General features: G+C 42.5%; 11 protein-coding genes and 2 tRNA genes. 3 read left to right on the forward strand and 10 right to left on the reverse strand.

Annotated elements, in window-relative coordinates; genetic code table 11:
- Positions 1 to 67: 67 nt before the first annotated feature.
- The 8 genes from dnaE to K1X66_03960 all read right to left on the reverse strand — a co-directional run bounded on the left by dnaE (position 68) and on the right by K1X66_03960 (position 10,442).
- On the reverse strand, positions 68 to 3,625 hold the full coding sequence (gene dnaE, locus K1X66_03925) for a DNA polymerase III subunit alpha (protein MBX7157517.1): 3,558 nt from the start codon (positions 3,623 to 3,625) through the stop codon (positions 68 to 70).
- A gap of 66 nt (positions 3,626 to 3,691) precedes the next feature.
- Positions 3,692 to 4,486, reverse strand: a complete 795-nt coding sequence (locus tag K1X66_03930) for a thymidylate synthase (GenBank protein MBX7157518.1) — start codon at positions 4,484 to 4,486, stop codon at positions 3,692 to 3,694.
- A gap of 6 nt (positions 4,487 to 4,492) precedes the next feature.
- Positions 4,493 to 5,476, reverse strand: coding sequence for an HD domain-containing protein (locus K1X66_03935; protein MBX7157519.1), 984 nt, complete (start codon positions 5,474 to 5,476; stop codon positions 4,493 to 4,495).
- 2 nt (positions 5,477 to 5,478) lie between these two features.
- Positions 5,479 to 6,063 (reverse strand): CDP-diacylglycerol--glycerol-3-phosphate 3-phosphatidyltransferase, encoded by a 585-nt coding sequence (gene pgsA / locus K1X66_03940; protein ID MBX7157520.1) that lies wholly within the window; start codon positions 6,061 to 6,063, stop codon positions 5,479 to 5,481.
- Positions 6,060 to 7,382: a glutamate--tRNA ligase gene (gene gltX, locus K1X66_03945; protein MBX7157521.1), complete on the reverse strand. Its 1,323-nt coding sequence runs from the start codon at positions 7,380 to 7,382 to the stop codon at positions 6,060 to 6,062. The genes pgsA and gltX overlap by 4 nt, the downstream gene beginning before the upstream one ends.
- A 90-nt stretch (positions 7,383 to 7,472) precedes the next feature.
- Positions 7,473 to 9,233, reverse strand: coding sequence for a tetratricopeptide repeat protein (locus K1X66_03950; protein ID MBX7157522.1), 1,761 nt, complete (start codon positions 9,231 to 9,233; stop codon positions 7,473 to 7,475).
- A 187-nt stretch (positions 9,234 to 9,420) separates the two neighbouring features.
- Positions 9,421 to 10,353 (reverse strand): ATP phosphoribosyltransferase, encoded by a 933-nt coding sequence (gene hisG, locus K1X66_03955; protein ID MBX7157523.1) that lies wholly within the window; start codon positions 10,351 to 10,353, stop codon positions 9,421 to 9,423.
- A 17-nt stretch (positions 10,354 to 10,370) separates the two neighbouring features.
- Positions 10,371 to 10,442: transfer RNA gene (locus K1X66_03960), tRNA-Lys, on the reverse strand.
- Between the two features lie 148 nt (positions 10,443 to 10,590).
- Here K1X66_03960 and K1X66_03965 point away from each other — a divergent pair.
- The 3 genes from K1X66_03965 (at position 10,591) to K1X66_03975 (ending at position 14,680) form a co-directional block, all read left to right on the forward strand.
- Entirely contained in the window at positions 10,591 to 12,714 is a 2,124-nt protein-coding gene (locus K1X66_03965; GenBank protein ID MBX7157524.1) for an adenylate/guanylate cyclase domain-containing protein, read from the forward strand.
- A 63-nt stretch (positions 12,715 to 12,777) separates the two neighbouring features.
- Positions 12,778 to 14,559, forward strand: a complete 1,782-nt coding sequence (locus tag K1X66_03970) for a FecR family protein (GenBank protein ID MBX7157525.1) — start codon at positions 12,778 to 12,780, stop codon at positions 14,557 to 14,559.
- 49 nt (positions 14,560 to 14,608) lie between these two features.
- Positions 14,609 to 14,680: transfer RNA gene (locus K1X66_03975), tRNA-Val, on the forward strand.
- Between the two features lie 71 nt (positions 14,681 to 14,751).
- Here K1X66_03975 and rpoD read toward each other — a convergent pair.
- Positions 14,752 to 16,533, reverse strand: a complete 1,782-nt coding sequence (rpoD, locus tag K1X66_03980) for an RNA polymerase sigma factor RpoD (protein MBX7157526.1) — start codon at positions 16,531 to 16,533, stop codon at positions 14,752 to 14,754.
- Between the two features lie 25 nt (positions 16,534 to 16,558).
- A complete protein-coding gene (gene dnaG, locus K1X66_03985) occupies positions 16,559 to 18,352 on the reverse strand; it encodes a DNA primase (protein ID MBX7157527.1) in 1,794 nt (597 codons plus the stop codon).
- Positions 18,353 to 18,354 lie beyond the last annotated feature (2 nt).

An 18,354-nucleotide genomic window follows, 5' to 3' on the forward strand; every position in this document is an offset into this window, starting at 1 on the left:
CAAGTTGATTGGTAATTTTTAGAAAATGTTTAAGAGGATGTTTGAGGCTAACCCGCGATTAAAATAATTATTCCTGTCCGTTGTTGCCTTTTCCATTCCATTCTTGACGTCGGGGTTTGGGCAGCGGCGGGCAGCGATCCAAAGTCCAATGAATGGAACCGGATGAAAATAAATTTTCTATAGCATTTTGAAACTCGGTGCTGGGTTGAATGAAAAAATGAGGGTTGGTCTCGAGTAAAATTTTAGTTTCAGTTTGGGGTGTAAAAACTAAACGGACAGGGCATGAGCCTTGATGCGCTTTCAGCAATTCTTCAAGTTGAGGTAAGGCACGGGTTTGAGTAGGTAAGGTAATTTCCACGCTGCTAGCAAATTTGGAAAAAGCTTGATCCAAAGGCACCATTTCTAAAATTCGTAAGCTTGGTTTTTCGCCGCTTAAATCTAACGAACCGGCCACTAGGATGATTTGATTATCTTGCAAAAATGTTTTCCATTTTTCGTATTCGCCGGGTGCCAGAAAAAGTTCCATGTGCCCCTCCAAATCGTCTAATAAGGCCTTTCCAAAAGGGCGCTTGTCTTTGGTGTAACGATGTTCGGCATGGCTTAGGATGCCGCCCAATCGCACGACAGTTCGATCAGGTTGATTGGCAATGCTGGTTGTTGTGGAGAGGGAAAATTGGGAGAGTAAATCTTGATAATGATCTAAAGGATGACCAGAAATGTAGACACCAAGAAATTCTTTCTCGTAAGCCAGCCGTTCCGCTAGGGGCCAATCTTCGATGCTTGCAGTTTCACGAGTTTTGGGTTGTGCTAGGGTTTCTTCTAAATTTTCGAACAGTGAAGTTTGTCCGCGTTGCGTGTCGCGATGGTGGCCCGAGGCGGAGGCAAGGGCATCATTGATTTGGGTGAAAATTCGAGCTCGATTCGTATCCCATTCATCGAAGGCGCCGGCTTTGACCAAACTTTCTAACGATTTTTTATTAACCGTGCGCGTGTCACACCGACGGCAAAGGTCGTAGAGATCTTTGAATGGGCCTTGTTGATTGCGATTTTCGACAATCAGGTTTACGGCGGTTTCGCTTACATTTTTAATTGCCGCCAAACCATAACGAATGGCTCCATCGCTTACGCTAAATTTAGCTTGGCTGTGATTAATGGAAGGGGGAAGAAATTTGATGTTTAACGCGCGACACTCAGCACCAAAAATTCCCATTTTATCAATGTCGCCGATATCATTGGTCATGAGCGCGGCCATAAATTCCACCGGATAATTGGCTTTTAGCCATGCGGTGTGATAGGCGATTACGCCGTAGGCGGCGCTGTGCGATTTGTTGAATCCGTAGCCAGCAAATTTTTCGAGTAAATCAAAAATTTTATCTGCTTTAGCTTGAGGAATTTTGTTGGTTTTGGCGCAGCCTTCGACAAATTTTTTTCGTTCTTGAGCCATTTTTTCTTTGTCTTTTTTGCCCATTGCGCGACGCAATAAATCGGATTGTCCGAGTGTGTAACCCGCGAGCAAACTGGCAGCTTGCATGACTTGCTCTTGATAAATCATGATGCCGTAAGTGTCCGAACAGCATTGCTCCAAAAGTGGATGTTCGTATTTGATTTCAACCTGTCCTTTTTTGCGTTTGATATAGTCAGGAATCAAATCCATGGGACCGGGACGATAGAGGGCAATCAAAGCTATGATATCGTCCACATTATGAATATCAAAACGGCGACACAGATCGCTCATGCCTGGTGATTCCACTTGAAACACGCCTACGTTTTGTCCGCGATTGAGCAAGGCAAACGTCGCAGGATCGTCCAATGGAATATCGTGGGTGCTTAAGGTTTTGTGTTGCGTTTCTTGAATCAAATCGAAAGTGTCTTGGACAACCGTTAGCGTTTTTAATCCAAGGAAATCCATTTTTAGCATGCCCACTTCGCTCAACATGTTCATGTCATATTGTGTGACAATTTCGCCATTGGCCGCCCTGGCTAGCGGAACTTGTTGATTGATGGGGACGTCGGAAATGACAACCCCCGCAGCGTGAACACCGGCTTGTCTAATTAAACCTTCGATGGATTGAGCGAGAGTGATAGTGCGATGTGTGTTTTCTTCGTTGTTATAAGCTTGTTTAAGTTCCGGACTTAACTCGAGTGCTTGTTGAATGGTAAGTCCCGGCGGCATGCCCGGAATCATTTTTGATAATCGATCCCCTTCGCCATAAGAAAAACCCAAGACTCGATTGACATCGCGGATCGAACCTTTAGCGCCCATCGTTCCGTAAGTGATAATTTGGGCGACGCACGTTTCTCCATATTTTTTGCGCACGTAAGCGATGACGTCGTTGCGATGATTGTAACAAAAATCGATATCGATATCGGGCGGTGAAACGCGTTCGGGATTTAAAAAACGTTCAAACAATAAGCCATAGCGTAAAGGATCGATGTCAGTGATATTTAAAACGTAAGCGACAATGCTGCCCGCAGCGCTTCCGCGTCCTGGGCCTACAGGAATGCCATGTGTTTTGGCAAAATGGATAAAATCCCAAACGATAAGAAAATAGCTAACAAAGCCGGTTTTTTCTAAAATAGAAAGCTCGTAATTCAAACGTTCTTGAAGAGTTTTTTGTTTTTCAATATTGCCCGATGCAAAATCGTTAGCATAGCGTTCATATAATCCTTTTTGACAAAGTTCTCGCAAATAATCTTCGCGACTTTGTTGGGTTGGCATGGGAAAGGCTGGGAATTTGTTCACGCCCAATTCAATTTCGAGATTGCATTTTTCAGCGATTTCCAAACTATTTTTTATGGCATCAGGAACTTCAGAAAAAAGTTGGGTCATTTCTTCAGCGCTTTTGAGATAAAATTGATCCGATCCATAGCGCATTCGCTTTTCATCAGCCTGTAACGAACCGGTTTGCAAGCAGACAAGGATATCTTGAGATTCAGCATCTTCTTGTCGCAAATAGTGAACGTCGTTAGTGGCGACAAGTTTTAAACCGGTTGTTTTTGCAGCTTTAATGAGAAATCGATTTAATTTTTTTTGAACATCAATGCCGTGATCGTTGAGCTCGATATAAAAATCATCTTTTGAAAAGATTTCTTGGTATTGTTTGAGTGTGTTGAGCGCGGCTTTTTCGTTGCCTGATAAAAAATGATGGGCAACTTCACCGCGAATACAGGCGCTGGTTCCGATGAGTCCTTGGCTGTATTGTGATAAAAGTTTTTTATCAATTCGTGGATGTTGACCTGCAGGCGTTTCGATTTGAGCTAGACTGACTAGCTGTATCAAATTTTGATAACCGGTTTGATCTTTGGTTAGTAGTAAAAGATGATAATCCTGGGATTGTTGGCCTAATTTTTTTTTCTCAAGCCGATCGCCTGCTGTGATATAAACTTCGCAGCCAATAATAGGTTTGATTTCTTTTTCGCGGCACGCTTTATAAAATTCCAAGGCTCCATAGAGTGCGGCATGATCGGTTAAGGCGACGGCATGAAATCCTAATGAAACTGCGTAATCGGGTAGAGTGGGTGGAGGATTGGGTTGTTTTTTTAGTTCGGGCTCTAGGGAAATGCGACAAAATCCATCTAAAATGCTATAATCAGAATGCACATGAAGATGGACAAAATCGCTCACAAAAAAATCATAGGAAGCTTAAGGGTTCTGGCAAGGAGGCAATCGAGAAATTGAGAAAAATTTTGGTTAGATAGCAATCGGCGCGGGAATAGCAGGATAAGGGTCGTAATGGTTTAAACTAATATCCTCATAACGAAAGTGATGAATATTTTTCATTTCAGGATTTAGGATTAATGAAGGTAAGGGTCGAGGATCTCGGGTTAATTGAAGTTTAGCCTGTTCGATATGATTTTGATAAAGGTGCAAATCGCCAAAGGTATGAATAAAATCGCCCGGTTTTAAATTGCAAACCTGGCTAATCATATGTGTCAAAAGAGCGTAGGAAGCTAAATTAAAAGGAACGCCTAAAAAAAGGTCGGCGCTGCGTTGATAAAGTTGGCAACTGAGCATGCCGTCGCAAACATAAAATTGAAAGAGAGCATGGCATGGTGGCAAAGCCATTTGATCCAGTTCGCCAGGATTCCAGGCAGTGACAATTAAACGGCGACTGTCAGGTTGATTTTTAATCTGTTCAATTACTTGGTCGATTTGATGAATCGATTTACCTTGTGGAGTTTGCCAATCGCACCATTGTGCTCCATAGATTCGTCCGAGATTACCGTCTGCGTCTGCCCATTCATTCCAAATGCTAACGCTGTGTTCATTGAGATAACCAATGTTGGTGTCGCCCTTTAAAAACCACAACAGTTCGTGAACAATTGATTTAAAATGGAGTTTCTTTGTGGTGAGAAGAGGAAAGCCTTGGGAGAGGGGATATCGAGCTTGTGCTCCAAAAATGGAATAAGTGCCTACGCCCGTGCGATCTGATTTATGTTTTCCTTCATTTAAAAGCAGTTTTAATAAATCATGATATTGTTTCATGGAAAATTAACATTCCGGACTCTTGCGGAAAGCGCGATTATCTAGCATCCATAATTTTTCGGAAACGGTTTCGTCGTCTGAAAGTTTTTTTAAGGCATAATGAATCATCTGCATTTTGGCGTCGAGATTATCAATGATATGAACAAACATAGCTTCTCGCGTTTGAGGAAGCACAGCGGCTCCAAATTCATGTTGACCATGATGACTCAAAATGATGTGTTTCAAATGCAGTAAAAGCGTGTCATCAAGTTGATGCGCTACAGCTGCGTCATTCAGCCAGGTTAAAACTAGGTGGGTGTGCCCCAATAAATTTCCCGCTTCGGTATATTCGGTTCGGGGATAGACTTCCATTTCTGCGATTTTAGCCAGGTCGTGCAGGAGAATACCGGCTATGACCAAAGAGCGATTCAGAGGAGGAAAATCGGGCACATTCATAATGGCGTCAGCTTCGCGTAGCATCATGATGGTATGTTGCAATAAACCGCCGTGATAAGCATGATGGGCTTGTTTCGCGGCGGCAGCTTTTTTGAAATCGTTTCCATGTTTTGCAAAAAGGCTTTCTACGGTTTGGCGCAAGGTATCAGGTTTGAGCGATTGTATTTGTTTTTGCAATTCTTCCCAATAAGCAGTGTGATCAATGGGTGCTTGTTCCCAAAAAAGGCTGGGCTGGTAGCCATCTTGTTCATCGCGTTCTTCTACGGGACGCATTTGCGCAATTTCGATTTGACGACCATATTGTGCATGAACCGAAATTTTTCCCTGAACTTTGAAATGATCGCCGGTGCGCCATTGTTGATTGGCAAAGTAGGGAAACCACACGCGATCTTCAAAAATATTGGCGGCGCATGGAATTTTGCCATCAAATAAGGTTACTCGATAAAAAACGGTGCCATTTTTTGCATGTTTTTTTTCAACAGATTTGAGCGCAATAAACCCTGTCCATGGTTGGTTGAGCGCTTCCGAGAGAGCGTTATTAAATGTTGTTGCCATAGTTAAGCCACCTCTAGTTTGCGAATGGCATGGGCGACGTAAAGAATAAAAGAAAGCGCAGTGAAAACAGCTGTTACAATGACTAGAGCTTGAAAAGGAATTAAAGCATTGGGTTGCATCCAAGCAGGACGAAGCATGGCGGCTAATAAGGTGATCATTTGTAAAGCAGTAGCTGATTTGCCAAACCAACTGGGTTTGATTTCGAGGTTATTGGTTAAGAGTTGTAAGATGACGCAGCCGAGTAATATCATCAAATCGCGACTTATCATTAAAATAAGAAACCATAAGGGTAGTCGCCATTCTTCCGGCATTTGTTTCCAACTCAAAAGCAACAGTGCTGTGAGAAGTAATCCTTTATCCGCTAGGGGATCTAATAGGGCGCCTAAACGTGAGCTTTGATTAAAGCGTCGAGCCAAGAAACCGTCTATGCCATCTGAAATGGCAGCGATTAAAAAAACAATAGCGGCGGCAATGCGTAATGTGCTATCGCGCTGTTCGAGAGGTGGGGAGGCGTAGTAAATAAGAAGAAGCGCAAAAACCGGGATAAGAAAAAAGCGTAATAAGGTGATTTTCGTAGCCAGTGTCATGAGGCGATAGGGGAACGATGTTTGGCTAAACGAGATAAAACACGGTCTTTACCCAAAACTTCTAGCAAATGATAAAGAGAAGGGCCGATTGTGCTTCCGGTAACAGCAGCGCGGCAAGGATGAATGAGTGCGCCTGTTTTTTGGTTGGTCTCGGTGGCTACTTTTTTTAGGGCATTTTCCAAGGCGCTAGAGGTAAATTCACTCAACGCTTCGAATGCGTTATGCAGGTAGGTTAAACTAGCTTTTGAATGAGATGTTTGGAGTAAAGCGGCTGCTTTTTCGTCGATAGGATAATTGTCACCAAAAAAATAGCGAGTCCATTCCGGGAAATCACGCCCGAGTTTGACTTTTTCTTGAACCAATTGAAGAACTTTGCCGAGATATTCCTCGGAAACGGTTTCTGGAATCACGTTGGCTTCTTGCAGGATGGGTTTGGCAAAGGCGGTAAGCTCTGGAAGTTTTTTGGCGCGGAGATATTCACCATTCATCCAATAGAGTTTGTTAGTGTCGAAACGCGCGTTGCCACGATTAACTTGGGGCAGATCAAATTTTTCAATCGCTTCTTCAATAGGAAAAATTTCGCGATTCTCTTTAAGTGACCATCCCAGAAGACAAAGGTAATTTCTCAATGCTTCAGGACAGTAATGTTGATGCATGTAGTCGCCGACGCTAGCGCCGATGTCACGTTTGCTCATTTTCGAGCCATTGACATTGAGAATAAGAGGGATATGGCCGTAATGCGGGGGTGTGGCTCCCAATGCTTCGAAAAGTGCTATATGTTTGGGCGTGTTGGAAATATGATCTTCACCTCGAATCACGTGTGTGATTTTCATTTCTAAATCGTCAATCACATTAACAAAATGAAAAACAGGCACGCCGTTGGATCGTTGAATGACCAGATCAGGATCGGTGGTGCGATCAAAGGTGATATCACCACAAATTAAGTCATGAAATGTAAAGAGGGTTTTTGGTGTGCGAAATCGAATCGCGCCTTCTTGTTCGTAGGCTTTGCCTTCATCCAAAAGTTTTTGAATGTAGCGCTGATAAATGGATTTTCTTTGGCTTTGAAAATAAGGGCCATAGTCTCCGTCTTTATCGGGGCCTTCGTCCCAATTTAATCCTAACCATTTTAATCCTTTGAAAATAATATCGATGGCTTCCTGGGTGTTGCGCGCTTCGTCGGTGTCTTCAATGCGTAGAACCAATGTGCCGCCAGTGTGGCGAGCATAAAGCCAGTTAAAGAGTGCAGTGCGTGCTCCACCAATGTGTAAAAGGCCAGTGGGCGAGGGGGCAAATCGAACGCGAATGGGGGCAGTCATAAAGTTGTCTGGTTTTCATAAGTGATCCTAGGTGGGGTCGCAAGAATTTTCGCAATCAAAAAAATCAAACTCTTTTTTTGCAGGAAGAGATTAACGCGAGTAATTTTTAATTTTTTTTCTTAAGCTTTCGCGTTTGGGATCGTTCTGAATCGCTTTTTCCCATGCTTTCAATGCTTCGCTGGTATGATTGAGTTTGAGGTGGATATCGCCCAAATGCTCTCCGATTTCAGCGTCAAAATTGGATTTTTTAAAAGCTTTTTCAATGATGGGCAGGGCATCTTGGTATTTTTTTTGTTGGTAATAAATCCAACCGAGTGTGTCGAGATAAGCTGGATTTTCCGGTTCATGAGTGAGAGCTTTTTTTACGAGTTCCAGGGCTTGATCGAGTTTGGTGTTATGATCCGCCCATTGATAGCTCAAGTAGTTCATGGCTTTATGATTTTTGGGATTGAGCGATATGCTTTTTTGAAAAGATTTTTCTGATTTTTCGAGGTCACCGGTTTGTTCGTAAAATACTCCCCATTGATAATAGAGTTCGTCTAAAGGATAAGTGGATTCGGTGGAGTTGGTTATGATTTGTTCGGTTTGCTGTAAAAAATCTTGGGCTAGTTTAGTTTGTTTATTTTGTCGCGCAATGAGACTGGAAATGAGAAAAATTTCAGGGGTTGACGGAAATTGTAGTTGGGCTTTTTTCATGATAGCTAAGGCCTCTGAAAGTTTATTTTGTTCGGCTAAGGCTTCAGTTAGTTGAATCCAAACATTAAAATCGGCTCCGGGTTTCAGGATGGCTTTTTTTAGATATTTTTCGCTTAAAGACCAATCGCGGTTTTGAGTAGCTACTTCCGCTAGAAGGGCGGGTTCAATTCCTTTGGTTTCAGCGAGGTCTAGGTAAGTTTGCATTTTGCTGGGATTGTTTTGTTGTCCATAAAGTTTGGCTAAAGCGATGAAGAATTGGCCATTGTCAGGATGTTTTCGGGAAAGATTTTCTATGATCGAAATCGCTTTATTTTTTTGATCGGTATTGAGGTAAACGACAGCGAGACGAGATTGTAACATTTCATTTTTTGGAGAAAGGCGAATGGCTTTTTGATAAAGTGTGATGGCTTGCGAATAATTCGTGCAGAGGGTTTGTATCTCAGCAAGCCGTATGATAAGCGCTAAATTATTAGGAGAAAGGTCGAGCGCATGTTGAAAAAGAGGCAATGTTTTTTGAGCAATTTGCGCAGTGGTAAATTTGGCAGTTTCATTGTCTGTCAATAGGTTGGCATAGGCTTCGCCGGTATTGACCCAAAATTTACTTTGGGTTGATTGTTTAGGCGCTTTTTTTTGAATGGCGGTTATGCCTTGATTTTGGTCGGGTGCATGGGTTTCTTCTAACGTTTGGTAAAGGAGCGCGTAGGCTTGGTAGTTCGTAGTATTTAAAGTGATGGCTTTTTCTAAACTTTTTTGGGCTAGTTCCTTTTTTTTAAGTAAAAAATATGCCAGGCCTTGTTGAGAATAGAGTGTGGAATTGTTGGGTTCTTTTTGGATGAATTGTTGTAAAACTGGCAAGGCTTGGTCTGGTTTTTGCATGGCAAGCGATTGTTCGATTATTAGTTTACCAAGTTCGGTAAAGCTTGGATCTTTTGCAAAGGCTAGTTGATAATAGTGAAAAGCGGCTTGAGGATCATTTTGCGCTTCAGCGCAGATTCCTTGAACATAATAAGATAGGGCACTGGGCTCTGAAAGAAGAGAGGAGGTGGCCTGAAATAGATTTGTGGTGAAAGTATTGGTTGATTCCGAAGCAGGCGGAGTGGTGGTGGGCTTGGAGCAGGCGACGAAAAGAAAAAGATTCAGTGCAAAAGCATTCATTCCAGAAAGTAAGAATCTGGAATGTTGCCAGTTTTTCAATTTGCAAAGCAGTGAGTTCAGCTTACCTGAAGCATAGTCGCTTAGGCTTTGTAACGCAAACGCTTCTTATGGCGATTAGCGCGATTGCGTTTACGGCGTTTATGCCGATTGATCTTTGCTTTTCTACGTTTTTTTAAGGATCCCATGTTTAATAAACTAGTTTGTTGAGAGGGTATTCGATAATTCCTTCGGCACCCAATACTTTAAGTTTTGGTAAAATTTCTCTGACAATCATTTCATCAATAACGGTTTCTACTGCAACCCAGCCGTCATTTGCTAATGGTGAGACAGTTGGATTGCGGAGGGAGGGTAATTGGTTCAAAAGTTTTGGCAAGGATTTTTGAGGGATATTCATTTTTAGGCCCACTTTGTCACGAGCTTGAATCGCGCTTTGCAGAAGCAGTGCTAGGTTTTCAATCAAGGCACGTTTCTTAGGATTTTTCCAACTGCTTTTATTTGCGATAAGTTGTGGATAGGAGGTCATGAGCGTGTCAATGATGCGCAATTGGTTGGCTTTTAACGAAGAACCTGTTTCGGTAATTTCGACGATAGCATCGACCAGTTCAGGCACTTTAACTTCTGTAGCGCCCCAGGAGAATTCTACTTCCGCTGAGACACGATTTTTTTTGAGATAATGACGTGTTAAATTGACAGCTTCGGTGGCGATGCGTTTGCCGCGTAGATCTCGCGCGGAACGGATGGGGGAATCGTTGGGAACTGCTAGCACCCAACGAGCTGGGGCAGCGGTGGCTTTGCTAAAAGGAATGTCGCAAACCACCTCTACTTTTGATTCATTTTCCAAAGTCCAATCGCGTCCCGTGATGCCGATGTCCAGAAAACCATGTTCAACGTAGCGACTAATTTCTTGAGCGCGAATAAGACGAATATCGAGGCTGGGATCGTCTACGGAAGGTTTGTAAGAGCGTGAACCGATTGTAATGTTGTAGCCCGCTTTACTAAAAAGTTGTAGTGTCGCTTCTTGAAGGCTTCCTTTAGGAAGACCCAGTCGCAAAGTTAGGGAAATATTTTTTTCCTTTTTTTTGTCTTTTCCCTTTGTTTTTTTCGATCGTCTGACTGGCATATTTTTATAACATGTTATGCCCCGGGCAGGACTCGAACCTGCAACCAATTGATTAAGAGTCAACTGCTCTACCATTGAGCTACCGAGGCGGTTATGCTTAGTGTAAACATATTCTTTTAAAAGAAGCAATGGACAACATTTTGTTTTTCAATAGTAAAAATTTTAATGTGTTTGTTTTTGACTGATTGAGTTAAGACCAGTTGCAAAAAAGCGATGTTGTCTGATAAGCTGAAAGTTATGAGTTGGGAGCGTTTCATGAATGGGATCGCCATCTTTTTGCGAAAGATGATTGCCCAACGCAAATGGATCTTGGTTGGGGTGGGATTCTTCATTTTTGGTCTGACACAGTTGGCTGTGATTCGGGATTCTTATTTTTTTCAATTTATTGAGGCGAAGACGGTGGATTGGCGTTATCGGTTGCGACCTGTTCAAGCGCCTAATACAAATATTGTTTTGGTGGGTATTACGCCTTCAAGTTTGGATTTGAGTGCGGTTCCCGATGAGGAGATTCAACGGTCGTCTGTGCTTCGTGAAATGCGCAAACCGTATAAGGGGTGGGATCGGCAAATCTATACAGCTGTTTTAAAAAAATTAATGGAGGCGGGGGCTAGCGTTGTTGTGTTTGATTTTGTTTTTTTGGGGGAGAATTTGGGTGATGTCCTTTTTGCTGAGGCGATTGAAAAATATCAAGATCATGTAGTTTTGGGATCAATGTTTACGTATGAGGAGGGACAAAGTAATAGAAGCGTGGGATATATTACGCCGAAACCATTGCTTTTATCTTCAAATAATCTGCCGGTAGTAGGCTTTGTAACGATTTGGCCAGAGGTGGATGGGGTAATTCGTCGAGGACATTATCGAACGTCTTTGTTGCGCGAGTTTGGTAGGCCGGATGATACGGAGGATTTGATTGCATTGAGCGCGCTAGGGGTCAAAAAATTTTTAGGCAAGTTGGTGACGCCAGATTATTATGATTCCAATTTTATTAATTTTTCGGGTCCAGCGTTGACATTTCCGATTTACCCTTTGGAAGATTTGTTTTCTGATAAAACGTGGAATTCGAAGCCTTATCGTTCCGGGGCTTTGTTCAAAGATAAAATAGTGGTCGTGGGTCCGGCGGATGAGATTTTTAAGGATCAGCATATGACGCCTTTAGGGATGATGTTGGGGTTGGAAGTTCAGGCCAATTTGATTTCTACATTGCTCACGAATTCTTCTTTGCAAGAGTGGCCTTATTGGAGTGAGGTAATCATGACGGCAGTGATGGTGGTTTTAGCGGCGATTGTAGGGATTAAAATTTCTGATGCTTTATTGAAGGTTGGCATGTGGCTGATTTTGATTTTGATTTTTGGTTGTTTTGTGTGGTGGATGTTTGTGAAGGGTGGAGTAGTGGTAGCGTTTTTGTCGCCTTTTTTGGCTTTTGCGGGAGTAAGTGTCACGGGGGCGGTTTTGGATTTTGCTGCAGAACAGATGGAACGAGCGCGTGTGAGTGGGGTGTTAAATCGTTATGTGGCACCGAATGTGGTGAAATTGATTTTGAATGAGAGGCAGGCTTTTTTATCGAGTTTGAAAGGCACGAAGCGGGCGGTTTCAGTTTTGTTTTCGGACTTGCGAAGTTTTACTACGTTTACGGAGGAAGTGGAATCGGAGACGTTGGTGGCTCAGTTGAATGAATATTTTTCAGAAATGGTAGAATTAATTTTGGCGCGTGAAGGGACGCTTCATAAGTTTATTGGAGATTCTTTGATGGCGGTATGGGGCGATACTTACAGCCGGGGTTTGGAGGTGGATGCACGGGAGGCAGTGGGGATTGCGCTCAGTATGACTCAGGCGTTGGAGCGTTTGAATGAGAAATGGCAGCGAGAGAAAAATCGAAGAAAGTTGTATATGGGCATTGGCATCGATCATGGTGCGGTAGTTGTGGGGAATGTGGGGCATCCGAAACGTATGGAGTTTACGGTGCTGGGCGATGCCGTGAATACGGCTTCGCGTATTGAAAGTGCTACGAAAAGTTATCGGCTTCCAGTGCTTGTGAGTGAATCGATTTATGAGCTAACGAAAGGGTTTTATAGTTATCGTTTTGTGGATCGAGTTCAGTTGCGTGGAAAATCGAAGCCGATTTTGCTTTATGCGCCTTTAAGTGAAAGCAGTGTTTTAACTCCCCTCTGGTTGATGGATTATCATCAAGCGGTTAGTTTATTTCAAGGCAGACAGTTTTCGCGAGCTTTAACGCTTTTTGAACAGGTGCATAAGCAGTTGGGAGAAGATGTTTTGTGTGATTTGTATGAGGCGCGTTGCAAAGATTTGTTAGCCCATACGCCTTCTGAATCGTGGGAGGCAGTTTTTTCTGTTGATGCATAAGCAAGAAATTCAGGGGTGAATTCTTGTTTGACCACGGTCTTAAAATGGCTTAACTTCTAGGGTATGAGGAGAATAATTATACTACTAGGATCAGCTCTTTTTTTAGCTTATCAGTTTTCATGGGGCTTGGATTTAAATCGAGCACGATTTACAGAAGTGGTGAATGAGGTCAATGTCATTCCTTCGGGGAGTGGACCTAAGAAACAAGCTGAGGTTAACGATCTTTTTAAAGTGCCCGATATTTTGCAAACGGGTTCTCGCTCTAGAGCGGAGTTAAGGGCAGATGATGAAACGATTACGCGTGTGGGAGCTAATACGATATTTTCCTTTGAACCGGCGGGACGAACCATCCGATTGCGAAAAGGTAGTATTCTTTTCCATTCGCCTAAAGGTCGAGGCGGTGGTACGATTAAAACAGGCGCTGCGACGGCTTCGGTTTTAGGCACAACGATTACTGTTGTGGCAACGGAAGACGGCGGGTTTAAATTGTTGGTGCAAGAGGGTAAAGCACAAGTAAAGTTGCCCAATGGTTTGAGTCAGGTTGTTAATGCTGGGGAATTAGTTTTTATTTTACCGAAAGTGGAACGTATTTCTTCGCCAATTCCCTTTGATTTGGAGAGACAAGCTGAGAACTCGAAATTGTTACAAGGTTTTTCTAAACCCATTGCTTCTCGTGAAAAGATTGATCGAGCAATCACGCAGCAAAATCGTTTGGTAAAGGGAGGTAGGGCGAAAAAGACTTCTTTATTAATTGCGAGCATGGATCAACAAGAAAATGTGCAGTTGATTGATAATAATACATTGGATCAAGCAGGTGGAAATGTTTCGGAGGGTACTGTTGTGCCAGCAGAAGTTGCTTCGACTTTGAATGGTTTAGATGATAAGGAACAACAAAAAGAGTTGACCGCTTATTATTTTGGATCGGATGCTGAAATTCAAACTCCTATTTTGGAACAGGCTCGTGTTGTGAATATGAAAAATGTGCCAAATTTGATTCATAATTGGCTCAGAGGTATGGGTAATGTGCCATTTGTGTTTGGCAGGATATCCAAAAAGCGTTTTGCGCATATTTCCAAAAATCTTTTGATTTCGGCTGAAGATATTGATGTGAATGCTTTTGTTGATTCAAGGGAGGAGCGCGGGTTAAGACAAAAAAATCTACGATCTTTTATGAGCAAAAGAAGTTCAGATAAACTCTCTTTTTTCTTTTTGGCAGAAGGTAATGTTACTTTTGAAGATTTAGTTTCCTTTAAAAATGCGCCTTTGGCTTTAGGTGTCATTGCTGATGGTAAAATCCAAGCTAAAGAAGGAACTACAATTGAAGTGAAAGCGTCCGATTTTAATGGTTTTTATCTTGTTTCTTCTGGGATGCAACAATATGACCATACGACAATTAAAGGTGCTGAAGTAGTGGATATGCATTCGGATGATGTTATTTGCATTATGGCGTCCCAATTTCAATCAAAACAAGCTTTGAATTTGAGAGGAGATTCTATTCAAACTTATGGCGACAGAGTTACAGCAGGAGGGCCTAATGAAAGAAATATTTTTACCAGTGAACATATCAATATGTATGCTAGAAATGATATTTACTTAAATTCCGCGATATTAAATGCTAATCAAATTATGATGTCAGCTCGAACTGTGGCACTTCAAGATGTTAGTTTTTCGGCAGGTTCTTCAGTTGTTTTGAGCAGTGCGAATGGTAAATTGGCGCCTAATCCGAATACGGGTCAAGCGGTGGTGCCTGGCGATGTTAATTTCATTAATAATGTTTTGTATGGCAATGAACCAGCAGAATTTGCTGTGGGTAATCAGATCAAAATTCAAAAAAGAGATTTTTAAATCTCGGCTTGTGTTTCATAGGATTTACTCAATAATCCATCTGTTTTTTGGGCAGTTAGCTTAGCGGTAGAGCACCTCGTTTACACCGAGGGGGTCGGGGGTTCGAACCCCTCACTGCCCATGTTTGGGTAATTTGGTGACAAGCAATTAGCATGTAATTTCAGCAACTGGTCACCTGTATTAATTGTTATATTAGACCGCTTTTTCAGCTTCTAAAAATCCTTGCAATTGGCGAATGCGAGTGGGATGACGCATTTTTCTTAGCGCTTTAGCTTCGATTTGGCGGATGCGTTCACGGGTAACTTTAAATTGGCGACCGACCTCTTCCAGAGTTCTGGAGTAACCGTCTACTAAACCAAAGCGTTGTTCCAAAACGGCTCGTTCGCGTTCGGTTAAAGAATCCAAAACATCACGGATTTTTTCTTTAAGCAGAGAATAAGCGGTCATTTCCGAAGGATTTTCAGCAGATTTATCTTCAATGAAATCGCCAAAAGTGGTGTCATCACTATCGCCGACTTGCGCTTGCATGGAAATGGGTTGTTGCGCCATTTTCAAAATGGCTCGCACTCGTTCTACAGATAGGAGAATTTCTTCAGAAATTTCTTCTGGAGTGGGTTCGCGGCCTAGTTCTTGAATGAGTTGTTTTTGCACCCGCATGAGTTTGTTAATGGTTTCGATCATGTGCACGGGAATGCGAATCGTGCGAGCTTGATCGGCTATGGAGCGTGTGATCGCTTGACGAATCCACCAAGTGGCATAGGTGGAGAACTTATAGCCGCGACGATACTCAAATTTTTCCACAGCTTTCATGAGGCCCATGTTGCCTTCTTGAATTAAATCTAAAAAAGAAAGACCGCGATTGGTATACTTTTTAGCGATGGAAATGACGAGTCGTAAGTTGGACTCGACCATTTCGGTTTTAGCTCGCAATGCCGCTTTCATATATTTTTTAAGGTCAGCATATTGCGTGTGAAATTCGTCAGAAGTCAGGCGATTGTCTTGCTCGAACGCGCGTAATTTTTTCAGCTGAAGTTTCAAGGCATTTTTTGCTTCCTTGGAGCGGCGTGATTCCAAGCGTTCGATTGCAGTTTCTGTTTCTGCAAGATGACGGGCTTTTTCATCGGCGATGGCACCAAATTCTTCCAAGACTTTTTGTTTGTAATAAAAACGAACAAAAAATTTCTCAAGATCTCGGGAGGTTTTTTCGAATTCTTTCCAACCTTTTTCTTTTTCTTTTTTGGAGGCGGAAGTTTTGGAGAATTTCAAATAGGCTTTAGCCACTTTGAGATCAGCGGCATGCGTGGATTTGCAAAGAGCTTTTAAGGTTTTAAGATAAGCGTCGCGTCCATCAATTTTTTTATCTTGAATGACCCGATCGAAACGTTCTTTCCCTTCATAAAGTTTTTCCGCCAAGGCAATATAGGCTTGAGCAATAAAACCGAAGCGATGCAAATATTTTTGTGCTGCAATTTCTGCTTCTTCAATGCGTTTGGAGATTTCTACTTCTTGTTCGCGAGTTAAAAGAGGAACTTGCCCCATTTGTTTGAGATACATGCGAACAGGGTCGTCCAGAATATCGAGTCGATTATCTTTATCTTCGACTTGATCGTCTGCTGCGGAGGCGCCGGGGCGTTTCTGTTGGTCGACATCTGAGGGGTCGATAACGTCAATTTCTAAGTTTCTCAAGAAAACGAGAACCGGTTCAATTTCTTCCGGTTGTTGCGCAGCATCTGGAAAAGCTTCGTTAAGATCATCAAAGGTGAGGTAGCCTTGTTCTTTGGCTAAACGAATGAGTTCACGTAATCTCTCTTGTTTTTCTAACGAGAGAGTTGGCATTTTTTCTGATGACTGTTCTTTTTTATTTTTTGATTCGCTTAAAAAGGGAGGTAAAGCCGTAGAAGATTTAACTTTTACTTTTTGCGTTTTTTTTACTGGCTTTTTTTTAGCAGCTTTTTTTGGAGATTTTTTAGGCATAAATAGTTACTAAATAGTTCAAATGTCACGATTCAATGAAAGCTGAAAAACTATCCATTTTTCGTCTTAAGTCAAGGAGTTGAACAAGGGCGGTTTGAGTTTGTTCGGGCGAGTTGAGTTCTTTTAAGGATTGTTCTCTTTTTTTGATTTCTTGTTCTAACCAGCAGCGATGGATTTTGGCCAGGCAGGAATCTAGCGCTAGAGTTAAATGAGGTATGTGCGAATGATGAGAAGCCATGAGGGAGATGCAGTAGTTGTTTTGTGGTTCGGATAGGGTTTGAATAAATGTATTAAGATCCAACCAAGTGGCATCGGCATGAGCTTCCATTAATTGATTTAATAATTCAAATCCATCGCAAAATGCGACCCATTCTGGCTTAAGTTTTCGTTGGATTTCAGGAATGAGATGAGGATCTTGAAAGCATATTTTTAAAAGGTGATCAATAGATGCGTGAGGTTTGTAATGTTTAGTATTTTCGGTAGTGGTGGTAACTGTTTTGCGCGGATTGTTTTGACGTTTGAGTTCTTGGCGTAGTAAGGGCAAGGTGGTATTTAATCGTGAAGCAAGACGCATTAAAATGTGATCTTGTTGAGTGGCTTCTTTCACATAAGTCAGCAAAGCATAAACTTCTTTTTTGATGACAGATCGCCCGCGTTCGGTTTGTGGCGAATGCGTTTGAACTAGGGTTTGAAGAAAATAATTCCAAAAATCGGGAGCTTCCTGGATTAATTTTTCAAAAGCTTGAAAGCCATGGTTCCGTACAAAGCTATCGGGATCATTTTTAGAGCCGTCTGCTGTGTCGGGAATTTGTAAAATTCGTACGGGTAATTGAACTTCCAAAAGTGTAGGCATGCTTCGAATGATGGCTAGGCGACCTGCGGAATCGGAATCAAAGCAAAGCACGACTTCGTCGCTGTAACGTTTAAGTAAGCGGGCTTGAGCTTCGGTAAAGGCGGTTCCTTGAGAGGCTACGAGGTTGCGGATGCCAGCTTGGTGGCAGGTGATTAAATCGAGTTGGCCTTCGCATACGAGCGCTTGACGTTTATCGAGCAGAGCGCGTTTGTGGTGATGAAGGCCGAAGAGCACTTTCCCCTTGCTGAAAATTAAGGTTTCGGGGGAGTTGATATATTTTGCTTCTTTTGCCTCAGTTTCTAAGACGCGTCCGCTGAAGCCGACAATTTGGCCACTTTCTGCGATAATGGGAAAGATGAGTCGATGACGGAAGCGATCATAAAACGTGTCATTTTCTTTTTGCAGAAAAAGACCTGAAGCTTCTAAAAGTTTTATAGGAAATCCTTCTTTTTTGGCCCAGTTGTAAGTATTTTCCCAACCTGCAGGTGCGTAGCCGATTAAAAATTCTTTAGCCGTTTCTGGGGTAATGGCTCTTTGTTTCAGGTAATCTCTGGCGGGTTGGGCTGATTTTTCTTTGAGTAGATTGTGATGCCACCAGTGTGCAACACGTTCGTGGAAGTCGTAGAGTTGTTCTTTTAGTGAAATTTCTGTGGACGAGGTGGGTCGGGCGGAATTAAAGGTGGGAAGAGTAAGATTGGCGCGTTTGGCAAGCATGCGAACGGCGGCTGGAAAGTCTGTGTTTTCGTAGAGTTGAATAAATTTAAAAACGTCGCCGCCTTGGTTGGAGCTAAAGCAGTACCAAATTTGTTTGATGTCGTTGACAATGAAAGAGGGAGTTTTTTCTTTTTTGAAAGGGCTCAGAGCTTTGTAGTTGGCGCCGGAGCGTTTTAAGGGAATGTAGGAGCCGATGACATCTACGATGTTGTTGGCCTGTCTGACTTGATCAATAAAATCACGATCCCACATGA

This window comes from Verrucomicrobiia bacterium (assembly GCA_019694135.1).
GTDB lineage: Bacteria > Verrucomicrobiota > Verrucomicrobiia > JADLBR01 > JAIBCM01 > JAIBCM01.